General features: G+C 49.2%; 27 protein-coding genes. 23 read left to right on the forward strand and 4 right to left on the reverse strand.

Features of this window, described 5'->3' with window-relative positions; all coding sequences use genetic code 11:
- Positions 1-2 precede the first annotated feature (2 nt).
- The 8 genes from IPM59_03760 to IPM59_03795 all read left to right on the forward strand — a co-directional run bounded on the left by IPM59_03760 (position 3) and on the right by IPM59_03795 (position 5516).
- Entirely contained in the window at positions 3-1928 is a 1926-nt protein-coding gene (locus IPM59_03760; GenBank protein MBK9214702.1) for a cation-translocating P-type ATPase, read from the forward strand.
- A gap of 115 nt (positions 1929-2043) precedes the next feature.
- Positions 2044-2823: a transglutaminase family protein gene (locus IPM59_03765; GenBank protein MBK9214703.1), complete on the forward strand. Its 780-nt coding sequence runs from the start codon at positions 2044-2046 to the stop codon at positions 2821-2823.
- A gap of 457 nt (positions 2824-3280) precedes the next feature.
- Entirely contained in the window at positions 3281-3463 is a 183-nt protein-coding gene (locus tag IPM59_03770; GenBank protein ID MBK9214704.1) for a hypothetical protein, read from the forward strand.
- Positions 3464-3511: 48 nt separating this feature from the next.
- Positions 3512-3868, forward strand: a complete 357-nt coding sequence (locus tag IPM59_03775) for a hypothetical protein (GenBank protein MBK9214705.1) — start codon at positions 3512-3514, stop codon at positions 3866-3868.
- A 60-nt stretch (positions 3869-3928) separates the two neighbouring features.
- Positions 3929-4348 (forward strand): heavy metal-responsive transcriptional regulator, encoded by a 420-nt coding sequence (locus IPM59_03780; protein MBK9214706.1) that lies wholly within the window; start codon positions 3929-3931, stop codon positions 4346-4348.
- Between the two features lie 3 nt (positions 4349-4351).
- Positions 4352-4741, forward strand: coding sequence for a MerC family mercury resistance protein (locus tag IPM59_03785; protein MBK9214707.1), 390 nt, complete (start codon positions 4352-4354; stop codon positions 4739-4741).
- A gap of 202 nt (positions 4742-4943) precedes the next feature.
- On the forward strand, positions 4944-5126 hold the full coding sequence (locus tag IPM59_03790; GenBank protein ID MBK9214708.1) for a hypothetical protein: 183 nt from the start codon (positions 4944-4946) through the stop codon (positions 5124-5126).
- Between the two features lie 39 nt (positions 5127-5165).
- Positions 5166-5516 carry a hypothetical protein gene (locus tag IPM59_03795; GenBank protein MBK9214709.1) on the forward strand — a complete coding sequence of 117 codons (351 nt, stop codon included), beginning with the start codon at positions 5166-5168 and terminating at the stop codon, positions 5514-5516.
- A 149-nt stretch (positions 5517-5665) separates the two neighbouring features.
- Here IPM59_03795 and IPM59_03800 read toward each other — a convergent pair whose 3' ends face one another.
- The 3 genes from IPM59_03800 to IPM59_03810 all read right to left on the reverse strand — a co-directional run bounded on the left by IPM59_03800 (position 5666) and on the right by IPM59_03810 (position 7446).
- Positions 5666-6304 carry an ImmA/IrrE family metallo-endopeptidase gene (locus IPM59_03800; protein MBK9214710.1) on the reverse strand — a complete coding sequence of 213 codons (639 nt, stop codon included), beginning with the start codon at positions 6302-6304 and terminating at the stop codon, positions 5666-5668.
- 119 nt (positions 6305-6423) lie between these two features.
- Positions 6424-6870 carry a hypothetical protein gene (locus IPM59_03805; protein MBK9214711.1) on the reverse strand — a complete coding sequence of 149 codons (447 nt, stop codon included), beginning with the start codon at positions 6868-6870 and terminating at the stop codon, positions 6424-6426.
- A gap of 15 nt (positions 6871-6885) precedes the next feature.
- On the reverse strand, positions 6886-7446 hold the full coding sequence (locus tag IPM59_03810) for a hypothetical protein (protein ID MBK9214712.1): 561 nt from the start codon (positions 7444-7446) through the stop codon (positions 6886-6888).
- Positions 7447-7660: 214 nt separating this feature from the next.
- On the opposite strand from IPM59_03810, the gene IPM59_03815 reads away from it, so the two are divergent.
- From IPM59_03815 to IPM59_03825, 3 genes are read left to right on the forward strand one after another with little or no spacing between them, the layout of a single operon-like run.
- Positions 7661-7936, forward strand: a complete 276-nt coding sequence (locus IPM59_03815) for a multiubiquitin domain-containing protein (protein ID MBK9214713.1) — start codon at positions 7661-7663, stop codon at positions 7934-7936.
- Complete coding sequence (locus IPM59_03820; GenBank protein MBK9214714.1) at positions 7911-9089, forward strand: ThiF family adenylyltransferase; 1179 nt, start codon at positions 7911-7913, stop codon at positions 9087-9089. Before IPM59_03815 ends, IPM59_03820 begins: the two co-directional genes overlap by 26 nt.
- The gene (locus tag IPM59_03825; protein MBK9214715.1) at positions 9076-9501 is read left to right on the forward strand and encodes a hypothetical protein; all 426 of its coding nucleotides are present in this window, start codon (positions 9076-9078) and stop codon (positions 9499-9501) included. Before IPM59_03820 ends, IPM59_03825 begins: the two co-directional genes overlap by 14 nt.
- Before the next feature lie 106 nt (positions 9502-9607).
- Here the strand turns inward: IPM59_03825 and IPM59_03830 are convergent, their stop codons facing one another.
- The gene (locus IPM59_03830; protein ID MBK9214716.1) at positions 9608-10837 is read right to left on the reverse strand and encodes a site-specific integrase; all 1230 of its coding nucleotides are present in this window, start codon (positions 10835-10837) and stop codon (positions 9608-9610) included.
- Between the two features lie 551 nt (positions 10838-11388).
- Between IPM59_03830 and had the strand changes: the two genes are divergently transcribed.
- The 12 genes from had to fabG all read left to right on the forward strand — a co-directional run bounded on the left by had (position 11389) and on the right by fabG (position 26635).
- Positions 11389-12414, forward strand: a complete 1026-nt coding sequence (gene had, locus IPM59_03835) for a 6-hydroxycyclohex-1-ene-1-carbonyl-CoA dehydrogenase (protein MBK9214717.1) — start codon at positions 11389-11391, stop codon at positions 12412-12414.
- A gap of 75 nt (positions 12415-12489) precedes the next feature.
- Positions 12490-13566, forward strand: coding sequence for a 6-oxocyclohex-1-ene-1-carbonyl-CoA hydratase (gene oah, locus IPM59_03840; protein ID MBK9214718.1), 1077 nt, complete (start codon positions 12490-12492; stop codon positions 13564-13566).
- Positions 13567-13591: 25 nt separating this feature from the next.
- A complete protein-coding gene (locus IPM59_03845) occupies positions 13592-14368 on the forward strand; it encodes an enoyl-CoA hydratase/isomerase family protein (protein MBK9214719.1) in 777 nt (258 codons plus the stop codon).
- A gap of 99 nt (positions 14369-14467) precedes the next feature.
- Complete coding sequence (locus IPM59_03850; protein ID MBK9214720.1) at positions 14468-15094, forward strand: TetR family transcriptional regulator; 627 nt, start codon at positions 14468-14470, stop codon at positions 15092-15094.
- On the forward strand, positions 15084-16241 hold the full coding sequence (bcrC, locus tag IPM59_03855) for a benzoyl-CoA reductase subunit C (protein MBK9214721.1): 1158 nt from the start codon (positions 15084-15086) through the stop codon (positions 16239-16241). The genes IPM59_03850 and bcrC overlap by 11 nt, the downstream gene beginning before the upstream one ends.
- The gene (gene bcrB, locus IPM59_03860; GenBank protein MBK9214722.1) at positions 16241-17530 is read left to right on the forward strand and encodes a benzoyl-CoA reductase subunit B; all 1290 of its coding nucleotides are present in this window, start codon (positions 16241-16243) and stop codon (positions 17528-17530) included. The genes bcrC and bcrB overlap by 1 nt, the downstream gene beginning before the upstream one ends.
- Before the next feature lie 11 nt (positions 17531-17541).
- The gene (locus tag IPM59_03865; GenBank protein MBK9214723.1) at positions 17542-18933 is read left to right on the forward strand and encodes a benzoyl-CoA reductase subunit A; all 1392 of its coding nucleotides are present in this window, start codon (positions 17542-17544) and stop codon (positions 18931-18933) included.
- A 16-nt stretch (positions 18934-18949) separates the two neighbouring features.
- Positions 18950-19810: a benzoyl-CoA reductase subunit D gene (gene bcrD, locus IPM59_03870; GenBank protein MBK9214724.1), complete on the forward strand. Its 861-nt coding sequence runs from the start codon at positions 18950-18952 to the stop codon at positions 19808-19810.
- A 29-nt stretch (positions 19811-19839) separates the two neighbouring features.
- Positions 19840-22572 carry a 2-dehydropantoate 2-reductase gene (locus tag IPM59_03875; GenBank protein MBK9214725.1) on the forward strand — a complete coding sequence of 911 codons (2733 nt, stop codon included), beginning with the start codon at positions 19840-19842 and terminating at the stop codon, positions 22570-22572.
- Positions 22569-24578 (forward strand): 3-hydroxyacyl-CoA dehydrogenase/enoyl-CoA hydratase family protein, encoded by a 2010-nt coding sequence (locus IPM59_03880; GenBank protein ID MBK9214726.1) that lies wholly within the window; start codon positions 22569-22571, stop codon positions 24576-24578. Before IPM59_03875 ends, IPM59_03880 begins: the two co-directional genes overlap by 4 nt.
- A gap of 30 nt (positions 24579-24608) precedes the next feature.
- Positions 24609-25877 (forward strand): thiolase family protein, encoded by a 1269-nt coding sequence (locus IPM59_03885; protein MBK9214727.1) that lies wholly within the window; start codon positions 24609-24611, stop codon positions 25875-25877.
- Positions 25877-26635: a 3-oxoacyl-ACP reductase FabG gene (fabG, locus tag IPM59_03890; GenBank protein ID MBK9214728.1), complete on the forward strand. Its 759-nt coding sequence runs from the start codon at positions 25877-25879 to the stop codon at positions 26633-26635. The genes IPM59_03885 and fabG overlap by 1 nt, the downstream gene beginning before the upstream one ends.
- Positions 26636-26650 lie beyond the last annotated feature (15 nt).

Consider the following 26650-nt stretch of genomic DNA (forward strand, 5'->3'; position numbering starts at 1 on the left):
CCATTTGGCAGGATAAAAAGTTTCGCTGGATGATATTCAGCGTAGCGATCGTTGCGGTCTTTGAGATCTTTTCGTTGACGAAGGTCGATGTTTTCAAATATGCCGTAGGCGAGAGCTTTTCCGGCCCGGTTGCGGCGGTGTTTTTTGCGTCGATCATCCTCGCGATCGGTTGGCGGACGCTCTGGAACGGCCTTAAAGCACTCACCAAGCTTAATTTTAAGAGCATCAATCTGCTGATGACGATTGCTGTCCTCGGGGCCTTTTATCTCGGCGAATACCCGGAAGCGGCAGTGGTCGTGGTGCTTTTCACGTTAGGCGAGACACTCGAGAAATTCGGAATTGCGACGAGCAAATCGGCCCTTCAGGCTCTGGTTGACCGCGCACCGAAAATGGCCTCGATCAAAACTGCGGACGGGCAAGTCAGCGACGTTCCGCTTATAGAGATTAGCATCGGCGACATTCTGGTCTTAAAACCGTCTGACATGATCCCCATGGACGCCGAAGTCGTCTTCGGCTCGTCGTCGGTTGACGAATCAACGATCACGGGCGAGCCGCTTCCCAAGGACAAACACGAGGGCGACCTTGTCTTTGCGGGAACGCTGAACCTGCAAGGTTATCTGGAGGCAAAGGTCACAAAGCTCGCAAAGGATTCGACCCTTGCCAAGATCATTGAAACAACATTTGCCGCAACTAAGACAAAGGCCGAAACACAGAAATTTATCGAAACCTTCGCCGGTTACTACACGCCTTCCATAATTTTTATCGCCGTTCTGCTAGTCATGATCCCAAGTTTGCTGTTGGGACAGCCGTTTAATCCGTGGTTCGAACAAGCGATAACAATTCTGGTCATCGCCTGCCCGTGCGCTCTTGTGATCAGCACCCCGATCTCGATCTACGCCAGCATTGGGAACGCATCGTCCCGCGGGGCATTGATCAAAGGCGGGAAATACATCGAAGAGATCGGCCAGGTCAAAGCCATTGCGATGGATAAAACCAGGACGCTGACCTATGGCCGGCCGAAAGTGACCGACATTATTCCATTTGGCAACAATACCCGCGAGCATTTGCTTGCGTGTGCGGCCGGCATTGAGGCCTACTCAGAACACCCGTTGGCACAGGCTATCGTGGACGCTGCTACGTCCGAGAAACTTGAGATCCATGGCGTGGAGAACTTTCGGGCCGTTATGGGGAAAGGTGCTCAGGCGGACTGTGTCGTCTGTTATGACAAGCACCACTGTATCGGGAAACTCCCTTTTATATCCGAAGAACACTCCGTGCAGGATGAAGTTGTCGCTAGAGTAGATGCTCTTCAATTGGAGGGGAAGACATCTATCGTCGTAAGTAGTCATGGTGGAATCGAGGGGGTGATCGCTCTCACGGACGAACTGAAGCCGGAAAGCCGGCAAACGGTTACCGATCTACGGGAGTTAGGCATCGAAACGGTAATGCTGACCGGTGATAACAGAGCCCCGGCCGAGGCGGTCGCGAAGATGGTAGGCATCACTAATATTCGCGCTGAGATGCTTCCCGATCACAAAGCCGACGCTATTAAAGAACTGCTGCAGAAATACGGAGCGACCGCTATGGTCGGCGATGGCGTCAATGACGCTCCCGCGCTCGCTCTCTCAAATGTCGGGATCGCTATGGGAGCGGCCGGCAGCGACACAGCCATCGAGGCTTCGTCGATCGCGATCCTCAATGATCGTCTAGAGCTGATTCCTTTTCTGGTGCGTCTTGGACGCAGGACGATCGCAACGATTCGCCTCAACACGTCGGCGGCCGTGTTGACCAAATTGCTTTTTGTCATACTGGCCGTGCTGGGTCTGAGTAGCCTTGCTCTCGCTATCTTCGCGGACGTCGGCGTGACCGTGTTGGTCATACTGAATAGTCTTCGGCTGCTAAAGTTTGAAGGGGAGGCTATTGATTAAGAAGGAATTTGAGAAAGAAGCAACGGCAAGGCCCTGAACTTAAGACGAAGGACGTTCTGGAGCACTTGTCGAAGACCGCGCAGGCCCGAAAGATATTTTTCCTTTTCAAAAGGATATGGAACAGTACCTAAGAAAAACAGAAATCCTTGACTTTGACAGCAAAGCCATATTGCAGCTTGTAGATAAGAGAGGCTGGCGGACGCTTAGCCAGAAAGAGAAGATTGCGGCCCTATACGTTTTTGTTCAAAACGACATTCCATTCGGATACAATTCGTCCGACAATATCAAGGCCTCCAACGTGCTAGCAGACGGCTTCGGTCAATGCAATACGAAAAACACTCTTTTTATGGCGCTCCTCAGGGCGGTTGGAGTTCCTTGTAGACTGCACGGATTTAGGATTCACAAGAAACTGCAAAAAGGGTTGATAAATGGGCTCGCTTATCTGATCGCCCCGGCAGAGATCCTGCACAGTTGGGTCGAAGTTTTTTTCGACGAAAAGTGGTATCGCTTGGAGGGTCTCATACTTGATGATCGTTATCTTAAGGGCTTAAAGTCAAAATTCAGAGAAAAAAAAGGGCCATTCTGCGGGTTCGGTGTCGACGTGAAAAACTTTGACAACCTCGAAACAAATTGGGACGAATGCGATACCTTCATTCAAAATGAAGGGATTGTTCGGGATTACGGTGTTTTCGATTCGCCGGATGAGTTTTATGGTCTTCACGGAACTAATCTTAGTGGCATTAAGAAATTCCTTTATCAGAATTGGGTCTCTAAGATAATGAATGACAATGTTAAGAAAGTCAGGCTTTTAGATCAGTTTATAAGCACATCTGTGGGTGAAGGCCGAGCAATTTTGACGGCAGGATCAAGCGGGCCTATGGAGGGTAAGAAGTGATGGCTATTGCTAAAAAAAAGAGATTGCGAAATTCTTTTGTGATGCCGAAGCCTTCCACGCTTTTTCAAGCGCAGTAATTTTGATCTCGGGCCTGGACATAACCATCTTTGGAATTCAATTCACGCCAATCTGGTATGTCGTTTCGATGACAGTGTACATTCTTATTGCTCTGGCGCTGGCAAGCTACGGATGGGGAATATTCGGACGCCGGGCGCAGGCCGGTAGAGTTAACGACTAAAACATGGGATGCGGACACGCACACGAAATATCGGCATCTGGCAGGAATAAACGGCCGTTGACGATAGCTTTGTGTCTGACCACGATATATGTGTGCTAGCCGTGGTCATCGGCGGACTGATAACCTCGACGCCATTGACTCTTCTAATCCTACCGACACTCTTCGCATGGTTTTAAAAAGAACGCGGTATAGAATAGAAAAGTGTGAAATAAGATTCTGATGGACAGCGTATTAAACCATATAGATCGCGTGAGGAAGGGCAGGTTTCTGGCCTTTCTCACGATCATCTGGAACTCTGTCGAAGGCATCATAGCTGTTTCGGCAGGCGTTCTTGCTGGCAGCGTCGAGGGTGTCGACGCAATTCGCGGCAAGACCTGCTGCGACACGAACGAATGCCATTAAGCCATTTTCTTGCCAAACCAAGACGCTTAATGATACTTTTCCCAAACGATGATACCGACCGTCAAAGAATTAGTTATTTATACGCCTGCGAAGGATTTTGATGTGTCGAAAAGGTTCTATTCGGCGCTTGGGTTTGATCTGACAGAGGGATGGAGCGATACGATGGACTGCAGGCTGGGGGGAGCGGTTTTTCGCCTTCAAAATTATTACGTTAAAGACTGGGCCGAAAACTTCATGATGAAGTTTGAGGTCGAATCAGTTGACGTCTGGTATGATCATGCAAAAAAAGTCATTGACTCAGGCAACTATGGATATGCTCGCTACGACGAACCCGAAGCAATCGGTGATACAAAGATATTCCACGTTTGGGACCCGTGCGGCGTCCTTCTTATATTCATTCAGTAAATTCTCAATTTCATTTCCGCTTGACTCTGGACTCAGGTCAAGGGTGTAGAATACTCCTTTATGCAAGGTGAGTTTCGCATTGGTGAGGTTGCAATGCGTTCTGGTGTCAGTATTGACACGGTGCGTTATTACGAACGTCGCGAGCTATTGCCCCTCGCTCCTCGAACGGCGAACGGTTATCGAATTTTCACACCGGACACCGTTGACCGTGTTCTTTTTATCAAGCAGGCGCAGGATCTGGGTTTTACGCTTGACGAGATCGGCACGCTTTTGACGACAAACGGCATGAGCGATTGTTTGCGTGTTCACGACTTACTCGATGCAAAACTCAAGGAACTCGACGCTCGAATGAAGGCAATGCGCGAATTTAGAGATAAGCTGCAACATTACGTCGCCGAATGTGAAGAGGAACTGAAAAAGCATCCCGATTCCGTTGATTGTCCGGTCGTGATTGAGATCGCGCACGCGGAACGAAACTAATTTATGGCAACAAATATTCTTGACAAGGTCGGTTCAATTGGCGCGGTGGTCGCGGGCGCTGCGGTTCCGTGTTGCTTTCCGTTCCTGAGCCTTATCGGGTCGATCCTCGGGCTGACATTTCTTGCACCATACGAGAAATATATTCTTTACGCGATGCAAGTCCTTGTTGTTGTCGCGCTCGCCGGAACGGTCATCGCATACCGCGGGCATAAGAAAGTTCTGCCCCTCATTCTAGGTGTTTTATCAACCGCTGCGGTGCTCTACGCTCTGAACACCAACATGAACGTCAAGATTCTTTACTCCGGACTCGCGGGCCTTCTGATTGTCGCTATATGGAATTCCATCGAGGCCAAACGCTGTGCCGACGCTTGCAAAGTCAATGAACAAAACTAACGAATCAACTCTTACATGTCCAAAGTGCGGCTTTCAGAAAACCGAGGAAATGCCGACTGACGCTTGCGTGTTCTTTTGGGAATGCGAAGACTGCAAAGAAATGCTCAAGCCGCTTTCAGGTGATTGTTGCGTTTTTTGTTCCTACGGTTCGGTCGCGTGTCCGCCAAAGACGAGCGGAGCAAGTTGTTGCTGAGGTGAATCCATGACAAAGCGAACCAAGATCAAACTTATTGTCGTTGCTGCCGTGCTTATCGGTTTCGCCGGACTCGTTGCTTATCAGTTCACCGGCGGTCACGAATACTCCACCAACATCGCCGACGTAAAGCGTGACTTTAACCGCGATAAGGGCAAGGTGCGGCTCGTCACCTTGCTCTCGCCTACCTGAGGGCACTGTTTATTCGGTGCATCCGAAATTCGCCAGGTCTTGGCGAACACACAAGGGCAGGACGTAAAAGTTTATTCGGTTTGGGTGCCGATCCTTCCGAGCGACGCACAGCTAACCGTCGGCCGTGCGACAAAGAATCTCTCCGAATCGCGCGTCGCGCATTATTGGGACGGCGGCAACGTGCTTCCAACAGGTTACGCCCCCGTTCTGGGCATCGACGGCGACGCTTGGGACGTTTATCTGCTCTACGACAAAGACGCCGAATGGAACGACACGCCGCCAAAACCGGTCTATTGGCAGGAACAACTTGGCATTTCAGACGAAACAAAACTCGACCGGGCAAAACTGACAACCGAGATCAACAAACTTCTTGCCGCCGGAGTCAAATAGCGAGGAAGACCGTTCATACCATTCACAGTCAGTCCAGAAAAAATAAACTTGGCCTGCCAAAGACTGCTGATTTGTAATTGCTCGTACGCCTTTTTCAAGAGACGAAAGTATGTCTTGTCGTTGAGCATCAAACATGTCGTATTGGCTTTCTAGTTGTCAGCTGTAAGAATTGTCAATACCGCGTTGTAGCTGGGCAGAAAAATTGAATCCTCCCAGAGCTTATTCTTTCCTGAAAGCCCATCGCCCTGAAGCCAGCACTCAGCAAACACCCTGCCTTCCGCTTCTCGCTCGCCGGATTTCATCAGTTTAAACGCGAGTGACTGCTCGTCCAGAGCTCCCGACTCCAGAAACCCCCAGAAGTTGTCGTTCCTCTTAAACCATGTGACCCTACAATCAGCGCTCCACACCAGAACACACGCTTCTTCCGTCAAACATACGATTTTGTAGGCTGCGGCTGTAAGTGATGTGTTGAAATCCTTGCTGACCGACTTCGCTAGAGCGATGGTTGCTTTCTTCTTGACAACAATCGGATAGAGGATGCGCGTGGGAAGAAGCAATTCAGAGGCGAACCGATTTGCATCAATTTCTTTTTGTGAGGATCGTCCACCCCAAGATTCAATTTCATTTGAGCGGCATTCAGACGCACCGTGCCCTGGAAGAACGTAATGCCCTACTTCGTGACACACCGTGAATAGCCTTCGCCCTTCCTCCTGAATCGCCGTACTCACCGCAATTGCGCCTTTCGAGCGATCCTTACGACAAATCAGCAGCCCTTCGAACGATGTCATTTTACTTTCTCTAAGGGTAAGTCGCAGCGGTCGCAGGCAAGCCTCGAGTTGATCGAGCCGATCACGTTCAAGCGCTCGTAGGAGTTGACGGGCGTAGTCCTCAGGCTGCGGTGGTTCTATCATTCGTCATCATTCACTTCTGCTTCCATTTCGTCGATCAATTTGCGTTCGTCGCCTGTGGGGTCATCATCTTTCCGTCCTCGATATGCCCTCGCGAGCTGACCGGGGAATTGACCTTTGTTAGTGTTTTCAAGCAGACTCTTTATCCACGTCTTTGGTTCAACTGATTCCGGTGCTCTCGCCTTTTGATATTTGGTCATGTCACGAGCAAAAAAATGAAGATTCTTCAGTTCTTCCTCATGGCCACCAGCTTCTGTATATACCTTAATGCGTTTTAGAAGTGTCTCTTTCAACTCAGCGACCACATTCTCTGTGTCTATGCCGCGCGAATGAAGAATCTCTTCAACCACTTCATCGTCAACTTCAAGATCATGGCCGAGCAGGGCCTCGATTCGTGGGTCAGCAGGTGGATCCAAATCACTTAATGTTATTTTTGAATCACTCATGTCTTCAATGAATTATCATTCTCTCCTTTTTTTCTCTTTCTTTAGATACTTATAGTTCAACCGCCGTTGCCGGTTGGTTACTTCTTGCGCGGAGACCCCGAGAATATCCGCAATTGCTTCCCGTTTATATAAACCGAGTTCGACTACTGCATCGATATAATCCTTTAGCTCCTGGTCGTCGCCTGCAATCGCGTAAAACTCTTTTATGACGTCGGCATCTTCAAGTTCTTGGAGCTGCTTCTCAGCTTCGCCAAACTCTTCTTCTCTTTCGCTCTCTTGTTCATCAAGGCGTTCGCGAGCCCGATACTCTTTCGTCTTTACAAGATCAAGAAAATCGTGCCACATGATCCTGTGAGCCATTTTCAGAAATTCTTCCTCGGTACCGGTTTTTGAAAGTTCTGCATACTTTTCAATTACCTCGACAACGGCTTCCTGCGCAAGGTCTCCGGGACTTATGCCCCGAATAATAGGGTCGTTTCGATCCACACCTCGCTTATTGACCATCCACCGCATCGCAGAATAGGTGAGTTTGCCTATGACACGTTGCCAGTTAATTGAAGGTGGCGAATTGGCCATTTTTTCGATTCGTTACTACTTATGCGAACTAGGTCGCAAAAAATTACGAAGGAGAAACATTTTTTTTCGTAATTTTTGTGGGGTTCAGTCGCTTATCGATATAGGACGAGAAATATTCACTTTCCACGCTCCAAATTCAGTCAAAACTTGAGGGAAGTAACAGGGACAGGGTATATCACGTTCAATTTAATTTAAAGAGGAAAATTATTTATTTATGGAAACTCAAAATACAGCAGCGGCGGCGAGCCGCAAAGACGAACTTGCGATCATCGTAAATGGTCGCGAGGTCATATGGGGCGAGAGGAAAATCTCGTTCGAACAGGTTGTCAAACTCGCGTTTGGCACCATCGTTAATAGCGACACCACGATTTACACCGTCACCTATAGCAAAGGCCCCGCGGAAAACCCAAAGGGTTCGATGGTGAAAGGTAATGTAGTAAAGGTCAGGGACGGGATGGTGTTTAATGTCACAAAAACTGATAAATCATAGTCCCGACCTCAAGCGTCTTCGTGATGAGGGTTATGTCGTGCGAATTCTGGATGCGTTTCTCATTGTAAACACCATCCCGTACGTTAACGCTCAGAAAGAAGTCAAATACGGAACTCTCGTCAGCCACCTCACGGTGGCTGCGGGAGCCGCCGTAAATCCTGTCGACAATCATGTAGCATTCTGGATTGGCGAACATCCTTGTAATAACGACGGTTCCGAGATACTTGCGATAAAGCATTCAAGTGGCGAACAAACGCTCGCCGACGGACTGCTTGTTGGGCATTCATTTTCGAACAAGCCCGAGGGTGGCTATCCCAACTACTTCGAGAAGATGAATACCTATGCAGAGATCATCTCAGCCCCCGCGGCATCGATCGATCCCCGTGTAACGCCAAAATCATTTCGCGTCGTGGAGAGCGATGACGACAACAGCTCCGTTTTTCACTATCCTGACTCAAATTCGAGCCGTGCCCACATATACGAGATTTCGCAGAAGCTAAAACCACATAAGCTGGCTATCGTAGGTCTCGGTGGAACTGGTTCGTATTTGCTCGATTTAATCGCGAAAACCCCAGTAGCAGAAATTCACTTGTTCGATGGTGATTTATTCTGTCAGCATAATGCCTTTAGGTCACCTGGAGCACCTTCAGCCGAAGATCTGGATCGACCGCAGCAAAAGGTTAATTACTTTGCCGAGCTTTACGGCAAGATGCATAAGCGGATTATCGCCCATCCTGTCCACGTTACCGCCGCGAATGTCGATGAGTTGGAAGAGATGAACTTCGTATTTCTTGCAATGGACGGTGGAACCCACAAGGCTACAATCATCAATAAGCTGGAGCAGAGCAATGTTGCGTTTATCGACACGGGGATCGGTCTAGATGTCACGACCGACGAACTTATTGGCCAGATACGCGTCACGTGCAGCACTGCGAATCACCGTGGTCATGTAAAGAACCGCATCGACGTGTCCGATGCCGATCCTGTCGATCTGTACCAAACGAATATCCAGATTGCAGAGCTTAATGCAATGGCCGCCGTATTAGCGGTGATCAAGTGGAAGAAGATGGCGAAGTTCTTTCAGGACCTGGGCGAGGAGCACAACAGCATCTACGCAATAAATACAAACGAGTTGATAAATGAAGACTCTTGAATACGCATTCGTTAGGAATATTCCTGCACGACTGGAAGGAAACACACTTTACATTTCGGTGGAGTTCGCGACCGCAGTTCACCTGTGTGCGTGTGGATGCGCTGAAGAAGTGGTTACACCGCTGTCACCGACGGATTGGAAATTGATTTTCGACGGTGAAACAGTTTCGCTAAACCCTTCGATTGGCAATTGGAGTTATGATTGTCAATCACATTATTGGATCAGGAAGAATAGTATCGTCTGGGCTCCGAAGTGGTCGAAGGAAGAAATCGCTGCTGGTCGCGAAAAGGATCGTGGTATGAAAGATGAATTTTACTCAACGTACCGAATTGACCGTAGTGAGACGCAGGATAATTTCGATAGAGAGCCATTTTGGCAGCGTATCCGACGTTGGTTTCACGGCAGAGAATAGGAGATTTGAAGGGCGGTTGGATAAAGTAAGGCCTTGTCGAGTGACGAGGCCTTTTTTTGCGGGCTAAAGCATGGACTCAAACTCGGAAATTACATGCCCATGCCTCTCAATTTATCGCTTCAGATATCGAATCACCAGTAGGTTGATTCTTCGCAAGATAGCCATCGAGATTTGAAGCAACTTTGTTAGTTGTTTCCGGCGTAATGTTTAGGTAGCGTAAAAAAGTTTTTAATTGAGAATGTCCAGTGACCTTCATTACCTCGGTATGTGGAGTACCGGACGCGATCATTCTTGTCGTCGCAGTATGTCTGCAATCATGAAACCTAAAGTCTTCAATAGATGCCTCTTCACATGCGGACTTAAATGCATTTTTCACGGTATTGACAATTCCAAAGACAGTAGTAGTTGGATCCTTTGAGGAGGCGCCCCATAAAATTTCTAATTCTTTTCTCAGCCGCACGGTGATTCCAACCACTCTTGCAACCTCCGTTTTCGTATTTGTTTGCGGTATATATATTTCCCTTTTTGCAAAATCAATATCTTGCCAACGCATCTTTAATATCTCTCCTCGCCGCATCGCCGTATCCAGGGCACAGATTAAAAGTGACCGTAAATGAGCTTTTCTGCCAACACAAACCTCCAAAAGTCTTTGTTCCTCCTCAAACGAAAGGATACGATCGCGCTGAGCTTCGGCTGCCTTGGAAATTACTCCCTTTGCCAATACGAAAGGATTTTTGATCAACCACTCATTCTGAATCGCGAAGTTAAGAATTGTTCTAAGTAGTTCAAGTTCGCGATTGACCGTCGCGATCCTTCGTTGACGCGTGCGGATCACTTTTCTAATCTCTGTCTTTGGCCTGCCAGTTTTCTTATCGATAACCTTTATTTTTTGATTTACCTCTATCTCGACCGGTGTGTTTAGGCGACTGTCTTTATAGTTCTTTATATCGCTGGGTTTGATCAAACGAATCCGTTTATTACCAAAATATTGACGTAAGGGTTTGGTCGCTGAAAGAACCGGAGGAATCGATCTTCTCCCTTTAACTTTTACTCCAGATTGAAAGGTTGCTTCTGTGAGCTCGCTCTTTTCATACATGTCCATCAACTGTTCGATAGTGAGTTTTTCGCTATTGAATAACTCTTCCCCGTGTACAAGCAGTTCCCGCCTCATACCCTCGACAACACTTCGTGCTGTTCGTTTATCAGAGATTGGTTTGTACTTGACCTGATATTTGCCCCGCTCATTCTTATACTGGAATCTGGCGTATAAGCGGCCCTTTATCTGAATCCAATATTTTGGAGCCGATCGTTTTCGTTTTTTCTGTTGCGTTGTCACACTCCTATATCTAGCAGTTATCTAAATATTTATCTAGTATCCGCATGATATTTCGTGCTATTCTATGATATCGGATGAGTGACAACAGAATCAATAATGCCCCAAAATAAAGGGGTTATGTAACCTTTTCATGCGTTGAATGATATCTGGTGATATCATACGTTACAAAGTGAATCTGGCTGTTAACCGAAGGGTTGTAAGTTCGAGTCTTACCTGCGGAGCCAATAAATACGGGCATTTCACGCGCATTGTGAGATGCCCGTTCTGTCTATCTCACCTAAGTCGGTTCAATAAACGCCTGCAGACCTAATCTGCCCAGTACCTGCGGAGAAGCAATAGTGGTTCGGTTTCTGGTTGCTCCAAGGAGGTGTATGGAAACGCGCGAGGCGGACCCGTTACGCTCACCACCTAAGTTGATATTGAGTTATCTTTAGAGTATTGTAGTACGAACGTTCGTTCGGGTATTGTTGTTCTTGCCCATCCCGAACGGGAGAAACGCGATGCACCCAATCAGAGCCTACGGCGAATATCTTGTTGCAGCCGGTCAGCCATTGGAGAGGCGCGAGTTCGCTATTGATTCTGTCGCGCCGGATCATGTGGTTGTAAAGGTTGCGGGCTGCGGCCTCTGTCATACTGACATCGGATTCATCACTGGAGCGGTCAAGACAAAGCACGAACTTCCGTTGGTAGTTGGCCATGAGATCAGCGGTAAAGTCATCGCTGCCGGCGAGCAATATGCATCGCTTTTGGAGAAGAATGTCATAGTTCCCGCGGTACTGCCTTGTGGCCAATGTGAGCTTTGCAAGGCCGGGCGCGACAACATTTGCCAACGGCAACTTATGCCGGGTAATGACTTTCACGGCGGGTTTGCCAGTCACGTCTCAGTTCCCGGACAATTCCTCGCACAACTTCCAGATGACTTGGGCGATCTTGATCTGGCTCAGCTTTCAGTCATTGCCGACGCGATCACAACACCGTATCAGTCATTAATCCGCAGTGGATTAAAGAAGGGAGATCTGGCAATTGTCATAGGGGTTGGCGGCATCGGGCTCTACTTGGTGCAGCACGCGAGAAATGCCGGGGCTAAGGTCATCTCGCTGGATATTGATGCAGTGAAGGTGGGTAGTGCATTAGAACACGGATCCGATTTTGGTATTTGTACACTGAACATGGATGAGCGTGATATCAAGACGCAAATACGGGATCTGGTCAAGGAGAACGATCTTCCGAAGAATCAATGGAGGATTTTCGAGACTAGCGGGTTCGCAGCAGGTCAAATCACCGCATTTTCGCTATTGAGTTACGCGGGAACGCTCGGCATCGTTGGATTTACGATGGAAAAGGTGAATCTCCGGCTGAGCAATATTATGGCGTTTGATGCTGACGTCTTCGGAAACTGGGGGTGTCGACCTGTCTATTATGCAGATGTAATTAACGACGTTCTCGCTCGAAAGATCAACGTGGTAAACAACGTTCAGCAGTTTCCACTATCGGATATCAATCGTGTGGTTACGGAGGCATTGGAACACCGACTTACGAAGCGAGCTATCTTGGTTCCTGATCCACAGCGGCATTAGGAGTGAAATCAGCAATTTGAATCTGGCGATGAAGACTACGCTCACCGTGAAACAACTTGTTTGAAAGGAATATCAATGAAGAATCATCACATTTTGGATGGCTACGAATACCAAAGCATCAATGTGGAGAAGCGACCATTGCTGGATGACAGCGGTGAGCTCGTCAATGGTCTATATAATTTCTGGATCATTCTGAACAATCCGTCTCAACTCAACTCTTATACCACTTTGGCGATAAAGGAAGTGATCCTCGCCTTTCGAGAAGCATCATGCGACCGAAGCGTGGTCGCCGTTGTCTTTACCGCGGTCGGTGAAAGAGCATTCTGCACCGGCGGTAACACAAAGGAGTATGCAGAGTATTATTCCGGTAATCCTCAGGAATACAAGCAGTACATGCGGCTCTTTAATGACATGGTCACAGGTATCCTACTGTGCGACAAACCGGTAATCAACCGAGTCAACGGTCTAAGGGTTGGCGGCGGGCAGGAGATAGGGATGGCATGCGACTATTCGATCGCCGCAGATACGGCCCGCTTTGGACAAGCCGGCCCCAAGCATGGTTCGGCACCAGACGGTGGTTCGACGGACTTTCTGCACCTGTTTGTTGGCATCAACAATGCGATCGAGTCGTGCTCGTTATGTGAACTGTGGTCGGCTCATGCTGCGGTTCGGTTGGGCCTTGTCAACAAGATCGTTCCGGTTATGAAAGATCGCAACGGCAAGTTTATCTCAAACCCGCTCGTGTGCACCGAAGCGTATGACACATGGGGCAACCCCTCGTACGGGGCATTTAAGGTCGGAGAGGAAGGGCAAGCGGCCAAGAAGATCGCATCTGAATGTGAGATCGACCTGACATTGTTGGATCAGGAAACCGAAAGGTTTGCGCACCGATTATCGCTGACAATGCCAGATTGTTTGACCAAGACATTAGAGTCTTTACGAAAGAAAAAGCTCGAGCATTGGCAACGGAACAGCGAGACGAATCGCTCATGGCTCGCTTTGAACATGATGACGGAGGCCAGAGCCGGATTTAGAGCCTTCAACGAAGGGCCAAAGAACAATCGGGAAGTTGATTTCCTGAAATTACGCCGGGCGTTGGCGAATGCCACGCCGTGGGATGATGCACTGATCAACGAGATCATGCCAGTCTGACCAACATGATAGGTAGGACTTAACTTTGAGCTTCGAGACCATAAGAATCAATGAGAACTATGACGGTCAGGTGATTGAGTTGGCACTCAATATGCCGCCCGCGAATATTCTTTCCGCCCGTATGATGGGTGAGATATCGCGCTTCATGCGCCAGCAACGACACAATGACAAGCTCAAACTAATTGTTTTCAAGGGAGATGGCAAAGATTTCTGCTTTGGTGCTTCTGTCGAAGAGCATACAGCTGATCAGGTAACAGCGATGCTGCCGAAGTTTCACAATACGATCGGGGAGATCCTTGGGTATCCCGTGCCGACCCTGGCCCAGGTTACCGGCTATTGTTTGGGCGGTGGTTTTGAACTGGCACTGGCCTGCAGTTTCATTGTTGCAGATGAGACTGCGAAGTTTTCGGTACCTGAGATTCGTCTTGGAGTCTTTCCTCCGGTTGCCGCTGTATTGTTGCCATATTTGGCCAAGAGTGCGGTCACCGTGCGAATGATAATCACCGGTACTATGCTCGACGCCGTTGGGCTGAGAGAGGCAGGACTTGCAGCACTCGTTGCCGACAAAGGCGACATTCAGGCAGCGGTTGACGCATTTATCAAAGAAGAGATCGTACCCAAGAGTTCATCAAGTTTGCGTTTTGCTCATCAAGCAGCGAGGTTGTCACTCGTACGCCACTATCGGGGACTGATAAAGGACATGGAGAAGCTGTATCTGAATGAACTAATGAAGACCCACGATGCGAATGAGGGGATTCATTCATTTCTCGAAAAACGCAGCCCCGTTTGGACGGGTAATTGATTAAGTGATTAAAGGAGAGAATTTCGGGTGTTGAAGAGAGCACGGGATCAGCGGTTGACGGCGAAGAAGGTGTCTGTTAATCGGAATGGAAACAACAATTTGGATGAGATCCTGAAAAGATCCGCAGAGCTCATGGCAAAACAAGGGTATCACGGGACCAGCATGCGTGATCTAGCGGGAACCACAGGACACAGTTTGTCGGGCCTATACCACTACCTAGAGAGTAAAGATGATCTGTTGTTCAAAATAAACGAACGTGGATTTACGGCTCTTTTACAGAGGGCGCGAAGCATATCGCAACAGGACACTCTTCCGGGGGAGAAGCTCGAAGCGATTATCCGCAACCATATAGAGTTTTTCAGTAACCATCTGAATGAAATGCGGGTGATGATGTTCGGTACCCAGGATATTGATAGAAAACGCGGTAGGATCATTGGCAAACTCAAGGATGACTATGCATCGATCGTTACTCAGGTGGTTGCGGGGTATCTGGAAAGAGCGTCAGAACGAAGGTTTACGGCGTCCGAGATCAGCCGGAAGACTTATCTGCTATTTGGAATGATGAACTGGATCTACGGCTGGTATTCGAAGAACGAGCATGGCCCGGCCAACGAACTTGCCACCGATATTTACACCACCTTTACAAAAGGGTGTGCCGGAAACGGCCCGCACGGCCAAGTCGCAAACGCTCAGAAAGGGACAGGAGAACACTCAGATGCGAGTTGACGAGATCATCAATCAATGTGAAACCCTCTATCACGATCTCGATCTGAATTATGTCAAGGATTGGAAGGCGAGGCATGGTTCAAAGGCGATTGGCTATCTGCCGGTTTATGTGCCCAGGGAATTGGTCCATGCTTACGGCATGCTGCCGGTGGGTATTATGGGTGGCGGAGACAATCTCGAAATTATTCGGGGCGATGCATACTTCCAGTCGTACATTTGTCATCTACCACGTTCCGTGATCGAACTTGGCGTTACAGGCAAACTCGATTGTCTCGATGGCGTGTTATTTCCGGCAATTTGTGACGTTATCCGGAATCTGAGCGGTATGTGGAAGATGGAGTTTCCTGACAAGTATGTCAAGTATCTGGATTTTCCACAGAATTTTGCAAGAGCGGGAAGAGACTACTACCTGAGCGAGATCGGACAGATATCGCAGGACTTTGAGGAGATTTCCGGTAAATCGATTACTTCGGACGATCTTAATAGGTCGATCCGCATTTATAACGAGAATCGTCGTGCGATCCGGGAACTCTATGACCTTCGTTCAGAAATGCCGCATCGGGCTTTGACTGTCGAGGTCTATTTGCTGGCCAGGGCCGGAAACATCCTTGAAGTTACCGAACATACAAAACTCCTGAGGGAGTATATCAGCGCCGTGAGAGATTGTGACCGTCCGCACCTTGATAACGTCAGGGTGGTCGTGACGGGGGCATTCTGCGAACAGCCGCCTTTGTCGCTTGTAAGGGCTTTGGAGAATAGCGGCTGCTACATCGTCGATGATGACTGGATGTTATGCAATCGCTATCAGACATGTGATATTCCGGAAACCGATGAGCCGTTGCGGGCCATCGTTGATAGCTACTTGAGTAATACGGTTTCTACCGCTTCCCGTTACGATGATAGTGAGGATAAAGGAAAGTATCTCGCCGATATGGTTCGCGACCGAGAAGCCGAGGGGGTTGTTTTTGCCGCTCCCAGCTTCTGCGATCCCGCGCTATTGGAGAGACCAATGCTTCAAAGTGTATTAGGCCGAGAGAATATTCCGTACACTGCCTTTAAGTATGCGGAGAATACCGGACAAATTCAGGTAATCAAAGAGCAGACCGGCACCTTTGCCGACTCGATAAAGCTCTGGGGAGGCGAATAATGGAAACGACAGCAACTGAACGCCGGGAAGTTCAAAAGGAACAGAGCATGGTGCTCCAGAAGAAGATGATCGGAGAGCACTTTGTAAAACTGGCAAATGCCAAAGAGGAGGGCAAGAAGGTGGTCTATACCTTCGTGCCTGGAAATCTTAACGAACTGATCTATGCCTTCGACATGGTGCCGGTCCACCCCGAGATCAATGCCCTACAGTCGGGAATGCGAAAGAAGAGTGGCGACTATATTCAGGAAGCTGAGAAAACAGGCCATTCAAAAGACGTTTGCACTTATGTCAAATGTGATATCGGAATGATGAAGAAAGGCAATATCGGACCAACCGGAGAGAAGATCCCCGAACCGGATCTGCTGCTGTTGAGCTATACCGGGTGCTTCACTTTTATGAAGTGGTTCGAGCTGTTGAAGCAGGAGTACAAATGCCCCGTCGTGATGCTGCAGGTGCCTTATCAGGGTGACGGCGAAATTACCGACACAATGAGAGATTACATAGTCAGGCAATTGCGCGAAGAAGTGGTGCCTGCATTGGAAAGGGTCTCTGGGCGCAAATTGGACGAGGAGAAATTAAAGGTCCTTTTGGAGAGCTCTGCCAGGGCCGAAGACGATCTCGTGTGGGTTTGGAATTCTGCCAAGAACCGTCCCTCGCCCATCGATGCCTACTTCGGCGGGGTTTACTATATTGGGCCGATCTTCAGTGCCTTTAGGGGATTGCCGGAGTGTGAGAACTATTACAGTTCCTTGAGAAATGAGGTCGAAGATCGAGTTGCAAAAAAACTCGGGCCGACGACGCCTGAAGGAGAACTGAATCATCAAAGATACAGGATCGTCGTTGAAGGGCCGCCGAATTGGACCAGCTTTAGAGAATTTTGGAAGGTTTTTTCGGATGAGGGAGCAGTCATGGTTGCCTCGACGTATTCGAAAGTAGGCGGATTATATGAGCTGGGTTTTCGACACGATGCTGCTCATCCGATGGAAACCTTGGCAGATTATTGTCTCGGCTGTTACACGAATCGAAACCTGCCATCCAGGGTAGATCTGATCGAAAAGTACATTAACGAGTATCACGCTGACGGATTTCTGATCAATTCGATCAAAAGCTGTAACTCGTTCTCCGCAGGCCAATTGATGATGTTGAGAAAGCTTGAACAGCGAACGGGAAAGGCAGGTGCGTTTATCGAATCCGACCTGGTCGATCCGCGGTACTTTAATGCAGCCAACATCAAGAACCGGATGGAATCTTATTTCCAGATGATCGAAGCTAAGAGGGCGACGGTATAGGAGGGCAAGCGATGGATTGCTGTTACATCGGGATCGACTTGGGGTCAACCACAACGAAGGCTGTTTTTCTTGATGAGAATGAGAATATTCTTGGTCGAGGCATAACCAACTCACGGAGCAATTATGAGCTGGCCTGTCAGGTGGCTAGGGAGGAAGCAGAGATCAATGCCCGCTTTGAATTGCTGAAACGTAAACTTGGCGGAGATCCGCGAGTTGCTTCCCAACTCGATTCCGTAATGGACAACCTAGCCTGCCAATATGCATTGGCGCAGCACTTGAAACAACTCGAAGCATTACGCAACGAGGTCACAAGTATTGTTAAGAATTGGATCCATCACAAGGAAGATACTGATGAATATCTCGAAGCACAGGAAACCATTTTCGATTTTCTAGTCTTGCAGGCATATCAAGATTTTCTGCCTGGTGCAGAGGTTCAAAGCGACTTTTTCCGTGATCTGGCTACTAGTCTCTATTTGAAACAGGCTGACCTCGTCACCAAAGAACGACAACTCTCCTTCGAACGTCTTGTTGGTGTCTTTGATGCCGCGATTATCAGGGTCGAGAACAAGAGCTTCGCGTTGTTCTATAGGGAATACCTCGATTTCGCCCGCGATCGTGTGGTTGAGATGGAGATGTTCAAAGATCTGAAGGGCAATATCTGCGATGCGGTTCTTGATATCACAAAAAAAGAATTTAATATCCTGAACACCGTGGGTACAGGCTATGGACGCCTTACACTGCCCTTCGCCAAGGAGCAGATCCGTTCTGAGATCCTATGTCATGGTCTCGGTGCTCATTTTATGTTCCCGGATACCAAGACGGTATTGGATATCGGTGGTCAGGATACTAAGGCAATTCAAGTCGATGGCAGCGGCATTGTTACAAGCTTTCAAATGAATGATCGTTGTGCCGCGGGTTGCGGCCGCTATCTTGGCTACATTGCCGATGAGATGAATATGGGCGTCCATCAACTCGGGCCCCTTGCGATGACATCAAAAAAGGCTGTCAAAATTAACTCGACCTGCACTGTATTTGCAGGAGCTGAATTACGTGAACGCTTGGCTTACGGCGAGAAGCAGGAAGATATTCTGGCCGGGCTTCATCGCGCGATCATTCTGAGAGCGATGTCGCTGCTCGCTCGATCGGGTGGGGTAAGCTCGGAGTTTACGTTTACCGGCGGTGTTGCCAGAAATGAGGCTGCCATCGCTGCACTAAAGAAGTTGATCGATGAAAACTATGGTGAGATCAAGATCAACATCAGTTCCGACAGCATCTTCACCGGAGCGGTCGGTGCTGCATTATTTGCGAAGCGTGATCCGAAGGGGGTAATGGCCGACCTTGAGATCAGCAAACTGAAAGCGACCAACAGAGCTGCCAGGCCGGTGGCGGAACAGATCGCCTAGTTATTGGAGGAACGAAATGTATTACACGGTCGGGATTGATGTAGGGTGCGACTCCGTTAAAACGGTGGTGATGCAGTTCGACAGTGACGGTAGCGGTGAAAAACTGATACTCGACGATCTAAATAAGTTTCGTAAGCGGGATTTGAAAAAGGTCGTCAATGAGTCTTATGAGCGGGTGTTGGCTTTAAAGAAGCTGCGACATGACGACATTGCCTATGTGGCAACGACCGGCGAAGGGGAAATGGTTGATTTCCGTCGAGGCCATTTCTATTCGATGACAGCCCACGCTCGCGGGGCGATATTTCTAAACCCTGCAGTTCGCTCGGTCGTGGATTGTGGGGCCTTGCACTCGAAAGTCATGTTGATCGATGAGCGTTCAAAGGTATTGTCCTACCGAATGACATCGCAATGCGCGTCCGGTTCAGGACAGTTCCTCGAGAATATCGCACGATATCTCGGCGTAGCCATTGATGACGTCGGCGAGCTCTCATTGCAGGCCAATAACCCAGAGACTGTCTCGGGAATATGTGCGGTATTAGCCGAAACGGATGTCATCAATATGGTGAGCCGGCAGATCTCAACCCAAAATATCTTACAGGGGATCCATCTTTCAATGGCGGCCAGACTTGTCAACTTACTGCGAATGGTAAACGCCGAGGGACAAGTCCTGATAACTGGTGGCTTGGCAAAGAATATTGGTTTCGTCAGCGCGATTCAGGAGTTGTCTGACCAGGACAAGCGTCTTAACGTAAACATTGTAAGTGAAGAGGGTGCTATTTTTGCGGGAGCGATAGGGGCCGCCATTTGGGGCAGTTTCCGTCACAACGTGTTACTAGCGAAAGCGAATAGCCGACCGGTATGCGGTTCCGTCTGTTGAACGGCGATTAGATACTTGTTGTGTGAACGATGCATATAATCAGATCCGACATACATCTAGGTGAGTTCACCAGGAACGTTGGTTCGCTTTTCCTGGACAACCGCGAGCGATTGTGTGCGGAACCCGCTGCGGCTGAACGTGTCGGCGATCGTTTTCGGTATTGGACCTGGGAGCGAATTACTCAGGATGTGATCCTGACGATCGACTACCTGTTAAAAAGCGGTCTGGAACCGGATGATCCTGAAAACAATCGAGTTGCTTTTATTGCTGGTAATAGCTATCAGCGATTGGTTTGCGAGATGGCGGTGATGAGTTGTGGGCTGATCAGTGTGCCCATTTTTGCCAAATATCCTCCGCCATTGATGTCAGGATTGCTGCGTTTTTCAGATGTTAACCTGCTCATTACAGATGTGCCGGATGAGGTCGTCGGTCTTGATAACCTGCCCGAGACGATATTGGTGCTGAAATCTGAGAACTTGGCAACCCGGAATGACAAGGGTTACCAGATCGATTTCTTTGAGGACATGTTGGGACATTCGATCGATCCGGAAGCTAAGGCCCGGGTTGAATGTCTAATGCGAGCCGTTGATCCGTCAACGATGGCTCTTATCATGTATACGTCGGGCACTAGCGGTTTCCCGAAAGGTGTGCAGCTCAGCCACGGCAATCTGATGTCTCAGCAAAGGGCCTTGCAGATACTCTGGAAGCCGGAACCGGCAATGCGCTTCCTGTCTTACCTTCCCTGGCATCACAGCTTCGGTGGATTGTTTGAGAGATTCTTTGCCATTCACTCGGGTGGCTGCCTGGCAATCGATGATTCTCAGGGTAAAGATGTCGATAGATTACTCGAGAACTTCAAGCGTATTAAGCCCCACATCTATTTTAGTGTGCCGAGAATCTACCAGGAGATCGCGAACCGTATTAGATCTGGCAAGGTGGCAGAAGAAGACTTCTTTCATGACGAACTTCAGTTTGTCTTCACCGCCGCCGCACCATTGCCGATCAGTACGTCGGATATTTTTAAGGCGAAACAGATTCCTGTTGTTGAGGGATGGGGCCTGACAGAAACCTCGCCGTGCTGCACGCTTACAGGTTTTGATCTCGAACGTAAGTCGGGCGTTGTTGGTTTTCCAATTCCGGGAGTTGCTCTAACGCTAGGTGGAGACAATGAAATTCTCGTGCAGGGGCCTAACGTAATGAGCGGTTACTTTAGGAATCCCGAAGCGACGAAGAAAGCCTTCAATGAGGAAGGGTGGTTCAAGACCGGTGATATCGGTGATCTCACACCGGACGGCGTCAAGATCATTTCGCGTAAGGAACGCATGTTCAAACTCGACAGTGGCGAGAAAATATTTCCTGCCGAGCTAGAAGATGATGTGAATAACCGCTGTTGTTATATCAAGCATTCTTATGTGTTTGGTCATGGCCGGACGCATCCGTTCATGCTGGTTTTTCCCAACAAGGACTGCATTGGTGCCGAGTTTGATACGGAGACGTCGCGTAACGAATGTTCGCATCCGCGACATCTGAATGCACTGTCAAATTGCTTGGGCAAATGTATCAGGCACTTAAACGAGAGGAGGGATACGACCTTTCTGAATATTAAGGAAGCTCTACTCATCGACCGCGAATTAAGCCTTGAGAACAATGAACTAACCCCTTCGTTTAAGCTGATTCCCGGCAGTATTGAGGAGCATTTCAGCGACTACATCAATGCGATGTTGGAACGCAGGTATGATGATCTCCCAAGCGATGCACAGGTTATCGCGATCGAACCGTTGCCTTGTGAACGGCTAGAAGGTCATCTTTTGTCTAAGGCTCAGCAAGTAGCGATCGAAAATCTGCATTATGCCGTTATCGGAACTGGTCCGGTAGGGAGGGTTTTGGCGGCTCACCTCCACAAATCAGGCCGTCAGGTGTCGGTGCTTTGCCATTTCGATGAGCAGAAACGCCAACTCGATCACAGGCCGATCTTTGTATCGGGAGAACTCCAGGCTGAAGAACAACTGCACAACGTTTACACGGATCTTGCGCAGCTCATTGCCAAGAAACCTGATGTTGTCCTTATTTGTACAAAGAATGTTGACTCTGCGGCGCTGTTGGAACAGATCAAGACATTGGACGTACCCGATGAGATGTTGTTTGTCTCATGCCAGAACGGACTGGACGTCGAGGAACAGATCATAAGACTGTTCGGGCCGGGAAGGGCCCTTCGTATGGTTCTGAATATGGGGTGTGGATTGATCGATGAGAGTGAGATTCGCGTGAGTTTCTCGATGAAACATTTCATTTCAGATGTTGAGTCGGTCAATTCACATCTGATCCAGCAGATCGCAAAAGATCTGTCGAGCGCTGATTTCCCCATGGAGGCAGACGAAACTTACCGTGTGTGGGTGTTTAAGAAGGCCCTGCTGAACTCATCGCTTGGCAGTGTCTGCGCTCTGACACGCCAAACCATGGGTTTTGTGATGGGCCAGCCAGACTTGAGAGAACTCGTCAGACAGATGTTGGATGAGGGCATCAGGATCGCAGCCGCAATGGACATTCCTATCGGTGCGGAGTTCATTCAAGAAGCCATGGCCTATCTAGACAGTGGGGGTGAACATAAACCGTCAATTCTGATCGATATCGAGAAAGGCCGGAAAACGGAGAATGATTATCACTGTGGAAAATTGGTTGAATACGCCAAAAAGTATGGCGTCAATATTACGGTGACCCCGATCGTATATTCGCTAATTAAAACCTTGGAGATCAGACGATGAGATCAACTGCGACGGTTGGTGTTGTGGGTGCTGGTACCATGGGTTCCGCCATTGCCCAACATTTTTTAATGAAGGGCCTGAGTGTCGTTCTGGTCGATCGGAGTGAAGAGTTCGTTTCAAAGGGCTTGGGGCATATTCGGTCAGGTCTGGATGAAGCCAAGGATCGACGATTGATCAACGATGATGAATATGAACGGGTAGTTGCAGGCATTACCTGCTCAACCCGCTTAGCTGATCTTTCGAACGTAGGATTCCTCGTCGAGGCCGTCTTTGAAGACCTCAGCGTAAAGAAAGAACTCTTCAAAGAGCTCGAAGCTGTCGTATCGGACAAGTGTATTCTAGCTACGAACACATCCTCCTTTCTGGTAACTGATATCGCGCGAAATTTGAGGCACCCTGAGCGGGTTGTAGGAGTTCACTATTTTTATCATGCCGCAAAGAACAAGTTAGTGGAGTTGATAGCCGGTGAAGATACAGACGCTGAGATATTGACAAATCTTGAGAACTTCTATGCTCGCAACGGTAAGATCCCAATCATAATCCAAGATTCTCCCGGCTTCGCAATCAATCGGTTTTTTGTACCGTGGCTAAATGAAGCTGCTCGCCTTTATGAGGAAGGAGCCGGAAGCGTGAGCGCTATTGACCAAATAGCGTGTGAGGCGTTCGGTATTGGAATGGGGCCGTTCGCCTTGATGAATGCGACTGGTGTCTCAATAGCGCAGCACGCAGCAAGAGGACTCGCCGAGAAACTAGGGCCATTCTACGCACCGGCCGACATCTTGACTCAACAGGTTGAGTCGGGGGAGAACTGGAGCCTTGATGATAAAACGGTCCTGCGTGGAGGAAAGAACAATGAATCTGAGGTCAGGCAACGTCTATTGGGTACTGCACTTGGCATAGCGTCGCAAGTGGTAAGTGAGGATGTAGTTGACGAAACCTCTGTCGACCTAGGATCTCGGACTGGTTTGCGGTGGCCTCTGGGCCCGTTTGAACTGATAAACAGGCTGGGTCTTGAGAAGGTGAGATCGATGGTGGCCTCTGTATTCGAGCCCTGGCGTATGCCGTTGCCAGATATTCTTTCTTCACGTGGAAAGGCCATTACGCTTGATCTGGTACAGGCGAAGATGTTCGGAAAAAGCGGCTTCATTATCCTTAATATTCCCGATCGCATGAATGCGTTGGGTGAGGAAGTCATGTCTCAGCTTGGCGAATGCTTTGACTCACTTGATGCAGGAACTGACATTGAAAAGATATTTATCGTTGGAAAAGGTAAGGCCTTCATCGCGGGAGCCGATATTAAATTCTTTCTCGAGGCGATAGCGGCTGCTGATCTGGATCGTATCCAAAGATTCACGGAATCTGGACAGAACATTCTTAACAAGATCGGCAGTTCTACTAAAGCAACCTATGCGTATCTTGACGGATTGACGTTGGGTGGTGGTTTTGAGGTGGCCTTGGCCTGCAAATATCGGATCGCGACGAGAAATACGGTCCTTGCCTTCCCGGAAACAGGTATAGGTATCTATCCGGGATTAGGCGGAACGCAAAGAACTCCACGCCTTGTCGGTAAGCCGTTAGCAAAAATGTTGATCGCTACGGGCAAATTCGTAAATGCGGATCAGGCCGTTGTGTTCGGGTTGGCCGATGCCGTGATTGAACCGGTGTTTGACTATCGGGACCTGGATTCATTCTCTGTCGGGCCGACACAGGAAGGAACTCGACAGACGGATGATATTGGAATTGCGTTCTCGGATTTTGACGGAATCGTTGATGATGAGTTGTTCAAGAACTCCGCGTTCGGAGTTTATGAAAAGCAACTCCGCGCAAAGGCGCCGATCGCATTGAAAACGGCAATGAGATTGGTAGACGAGGGCGGAGAACTGGCCTTAGAGGATGCCCTGAAGTTAGAACTCAGGGGATTGAAACAGATTTTTTCAACAAAGGATGCCCAAATCGGCCTGTCAAGCATTATTACCGGAAAACGGCCCGAGTTTATCGGTTGTTGATTTCAACTGAGGCGGATAAGGGAAGTACCTATGGCAGCAACTATCGCTGGATTTCGATCAAAGGATGGCGGCAACGGAGCGCTCTTTGAAGATGTATATCTTGTTGAAGGTAGACGAACACCTTTCGGCAAATTGTCGGGCAGTTTGTCGACCGTTTCGCCAACCGATCTTGGAATCTTCGCTTCACGGGCTGCAATAGAAGCGGCTCAGGTTCCTGCCTCCGATATCGATCAGACCATCGTCGCAAATATCGGCCAAGCAAGTGCAGACTGTTTCTTCTTGCCTCGACATATAGGGCTTTACAGCGGCGCACCGCTGGCGAGCCCTGCCTTAATGGTACAGAGGATCTGTGGCTCGGGGATAGAGGTTTTAGGCCAGGCGGCAGAACAGATCGCGATTGGCAAGGCAGACCTTGTTTTGGGCTGCGGAACCGATACCATGAGCCGCTTTCCTGTCGCGTCCTATACGACACGCCAAGGTTTTGCATTGGGACAGCCTGGCTTTATCGACTTGCTATGGGAGGCACTGGATGATACCGCGGCTGTGCCGATGGGACGAACGGCGGATAATCTTGCGAAGAAATATGAGCTCTCACGTGAGGAGGTTGACGCATTCGCAGCTCGGAGCCAGCAGCGTTATTCTGACGCCTTTGCCGCAGGGTTCTTTGACCACGAGATTGTTGCGTTCGAAGGATCGAGTGGAATTTTTGAAATGAACGCGCTCGAAACACGTAAGTTCAGGCTGAAGGGACCTGAAGGGTTGTCTCAGGATGAGCATCCACGCCGAACGACAACGGAGCAATTGGCAAAGTTGCCGCCAGTCTTTTCGGAGACTGGCCCCACGACAGCCGGAAGTGCATCCGGGATTGTCGATGGGGCGGCAGCCATGATCGTGGCGTCGGGCGACTACGTCAGGGCGAATGGCCTAACCCCAATTGGAAAGATCAGGGGCTATATGTCGGTGGGTGTCGAACCGGACATCATGGGCATCGGACCCGTACAGGCAATTAGGACGCTGCTCGTACAGACAGGGCTGTCCATCAATGACATTGATCGCTTTGAGGTCAATGAGGCTTTTGCTGCTCAATGTCTCGCAGTTGCTAAGGAATTACGGCTCGATGAAGATAGGCTCAATGTAAACGGTGGCTCTATTGCGATGGGACATCCTCTTGCCGCGACTGGTGTGCGCCTCGCACTGACCTGTCTTAAGACTCTGCATCGTGATGATAAGCAACTGGGGATAGTTTCAGCCTGTATAGGAGGCGGACAGGGCATCGCAATGGTGTTGGAACGTGGTTGATGACAGAACGAACTCCAAACCAAGTTGCGATTGTTACGGGCGCTGCTTCAGGGATCGGCACCGCTATCGCGGAGCGGCTCTCCATCGACGGATATCGAGTTGTCCTTGCGGACATTGATAAGAGTCAGCTGGCAAGGACGGTTTTGGAAATGGAAGGGCGAGGGAGTAAGGTTCTTGCGTCCCCTGTCGATATTACCCAGAAGGATCAGGTCGGCGACATGATTGAGATGACAATGGCCCGATTCGGTACGGTTGATGTTTTGGTGAATAATGCAGGGATCATTCGCGATGGATTCCTAACAAACCTATCAGAGGAAGATTGGGATAGAGTGCTAGACGTCAATCTAAAGGGTGCTTTCTTGTGTTGTCAGGCAGTCTTCCCCGTAATGAAAGAAAAGCAGGCGGGACGGATCGTCAATATCTCGTCGCGCGCATGGCTGGGAAACATTGGACAGGCCAATTACTCGGCCAGTAAAGGTGGGCTGGTCAGCCTTACTCGAACGTTGGCTCTGGAATTTGCACGCTACCAGATCAACGTTAACGCCATCGCGCCGGGTTTGATCGATACGCCCATGACTCGTGGCTTACCCGAGAAGTCGCTGCGACGCCTTTTGCAAATGCAGCCGACGGGAAAGATGGGAAGTGTTAAAGATATTGCCGCGGCGGTGAGCTTTTTGGTGTCGGACGATGCCCGATTCATTACCGGGCAGATATTGCATGTCGATGGTGGCAAGAGTTGTGGCCTGCTGGCCTTATGATCGGCTTTATTCGGT

Source organism: Chloracidobacterium sp., assembly GCA_016715795.1.
In the GTDB taxonomy this organism is placed as follows: Bacteria; Acidobacteriota; Blastocatellia; order Pyrinomonadales; family Pyrinomonadaceae; genus OLB17.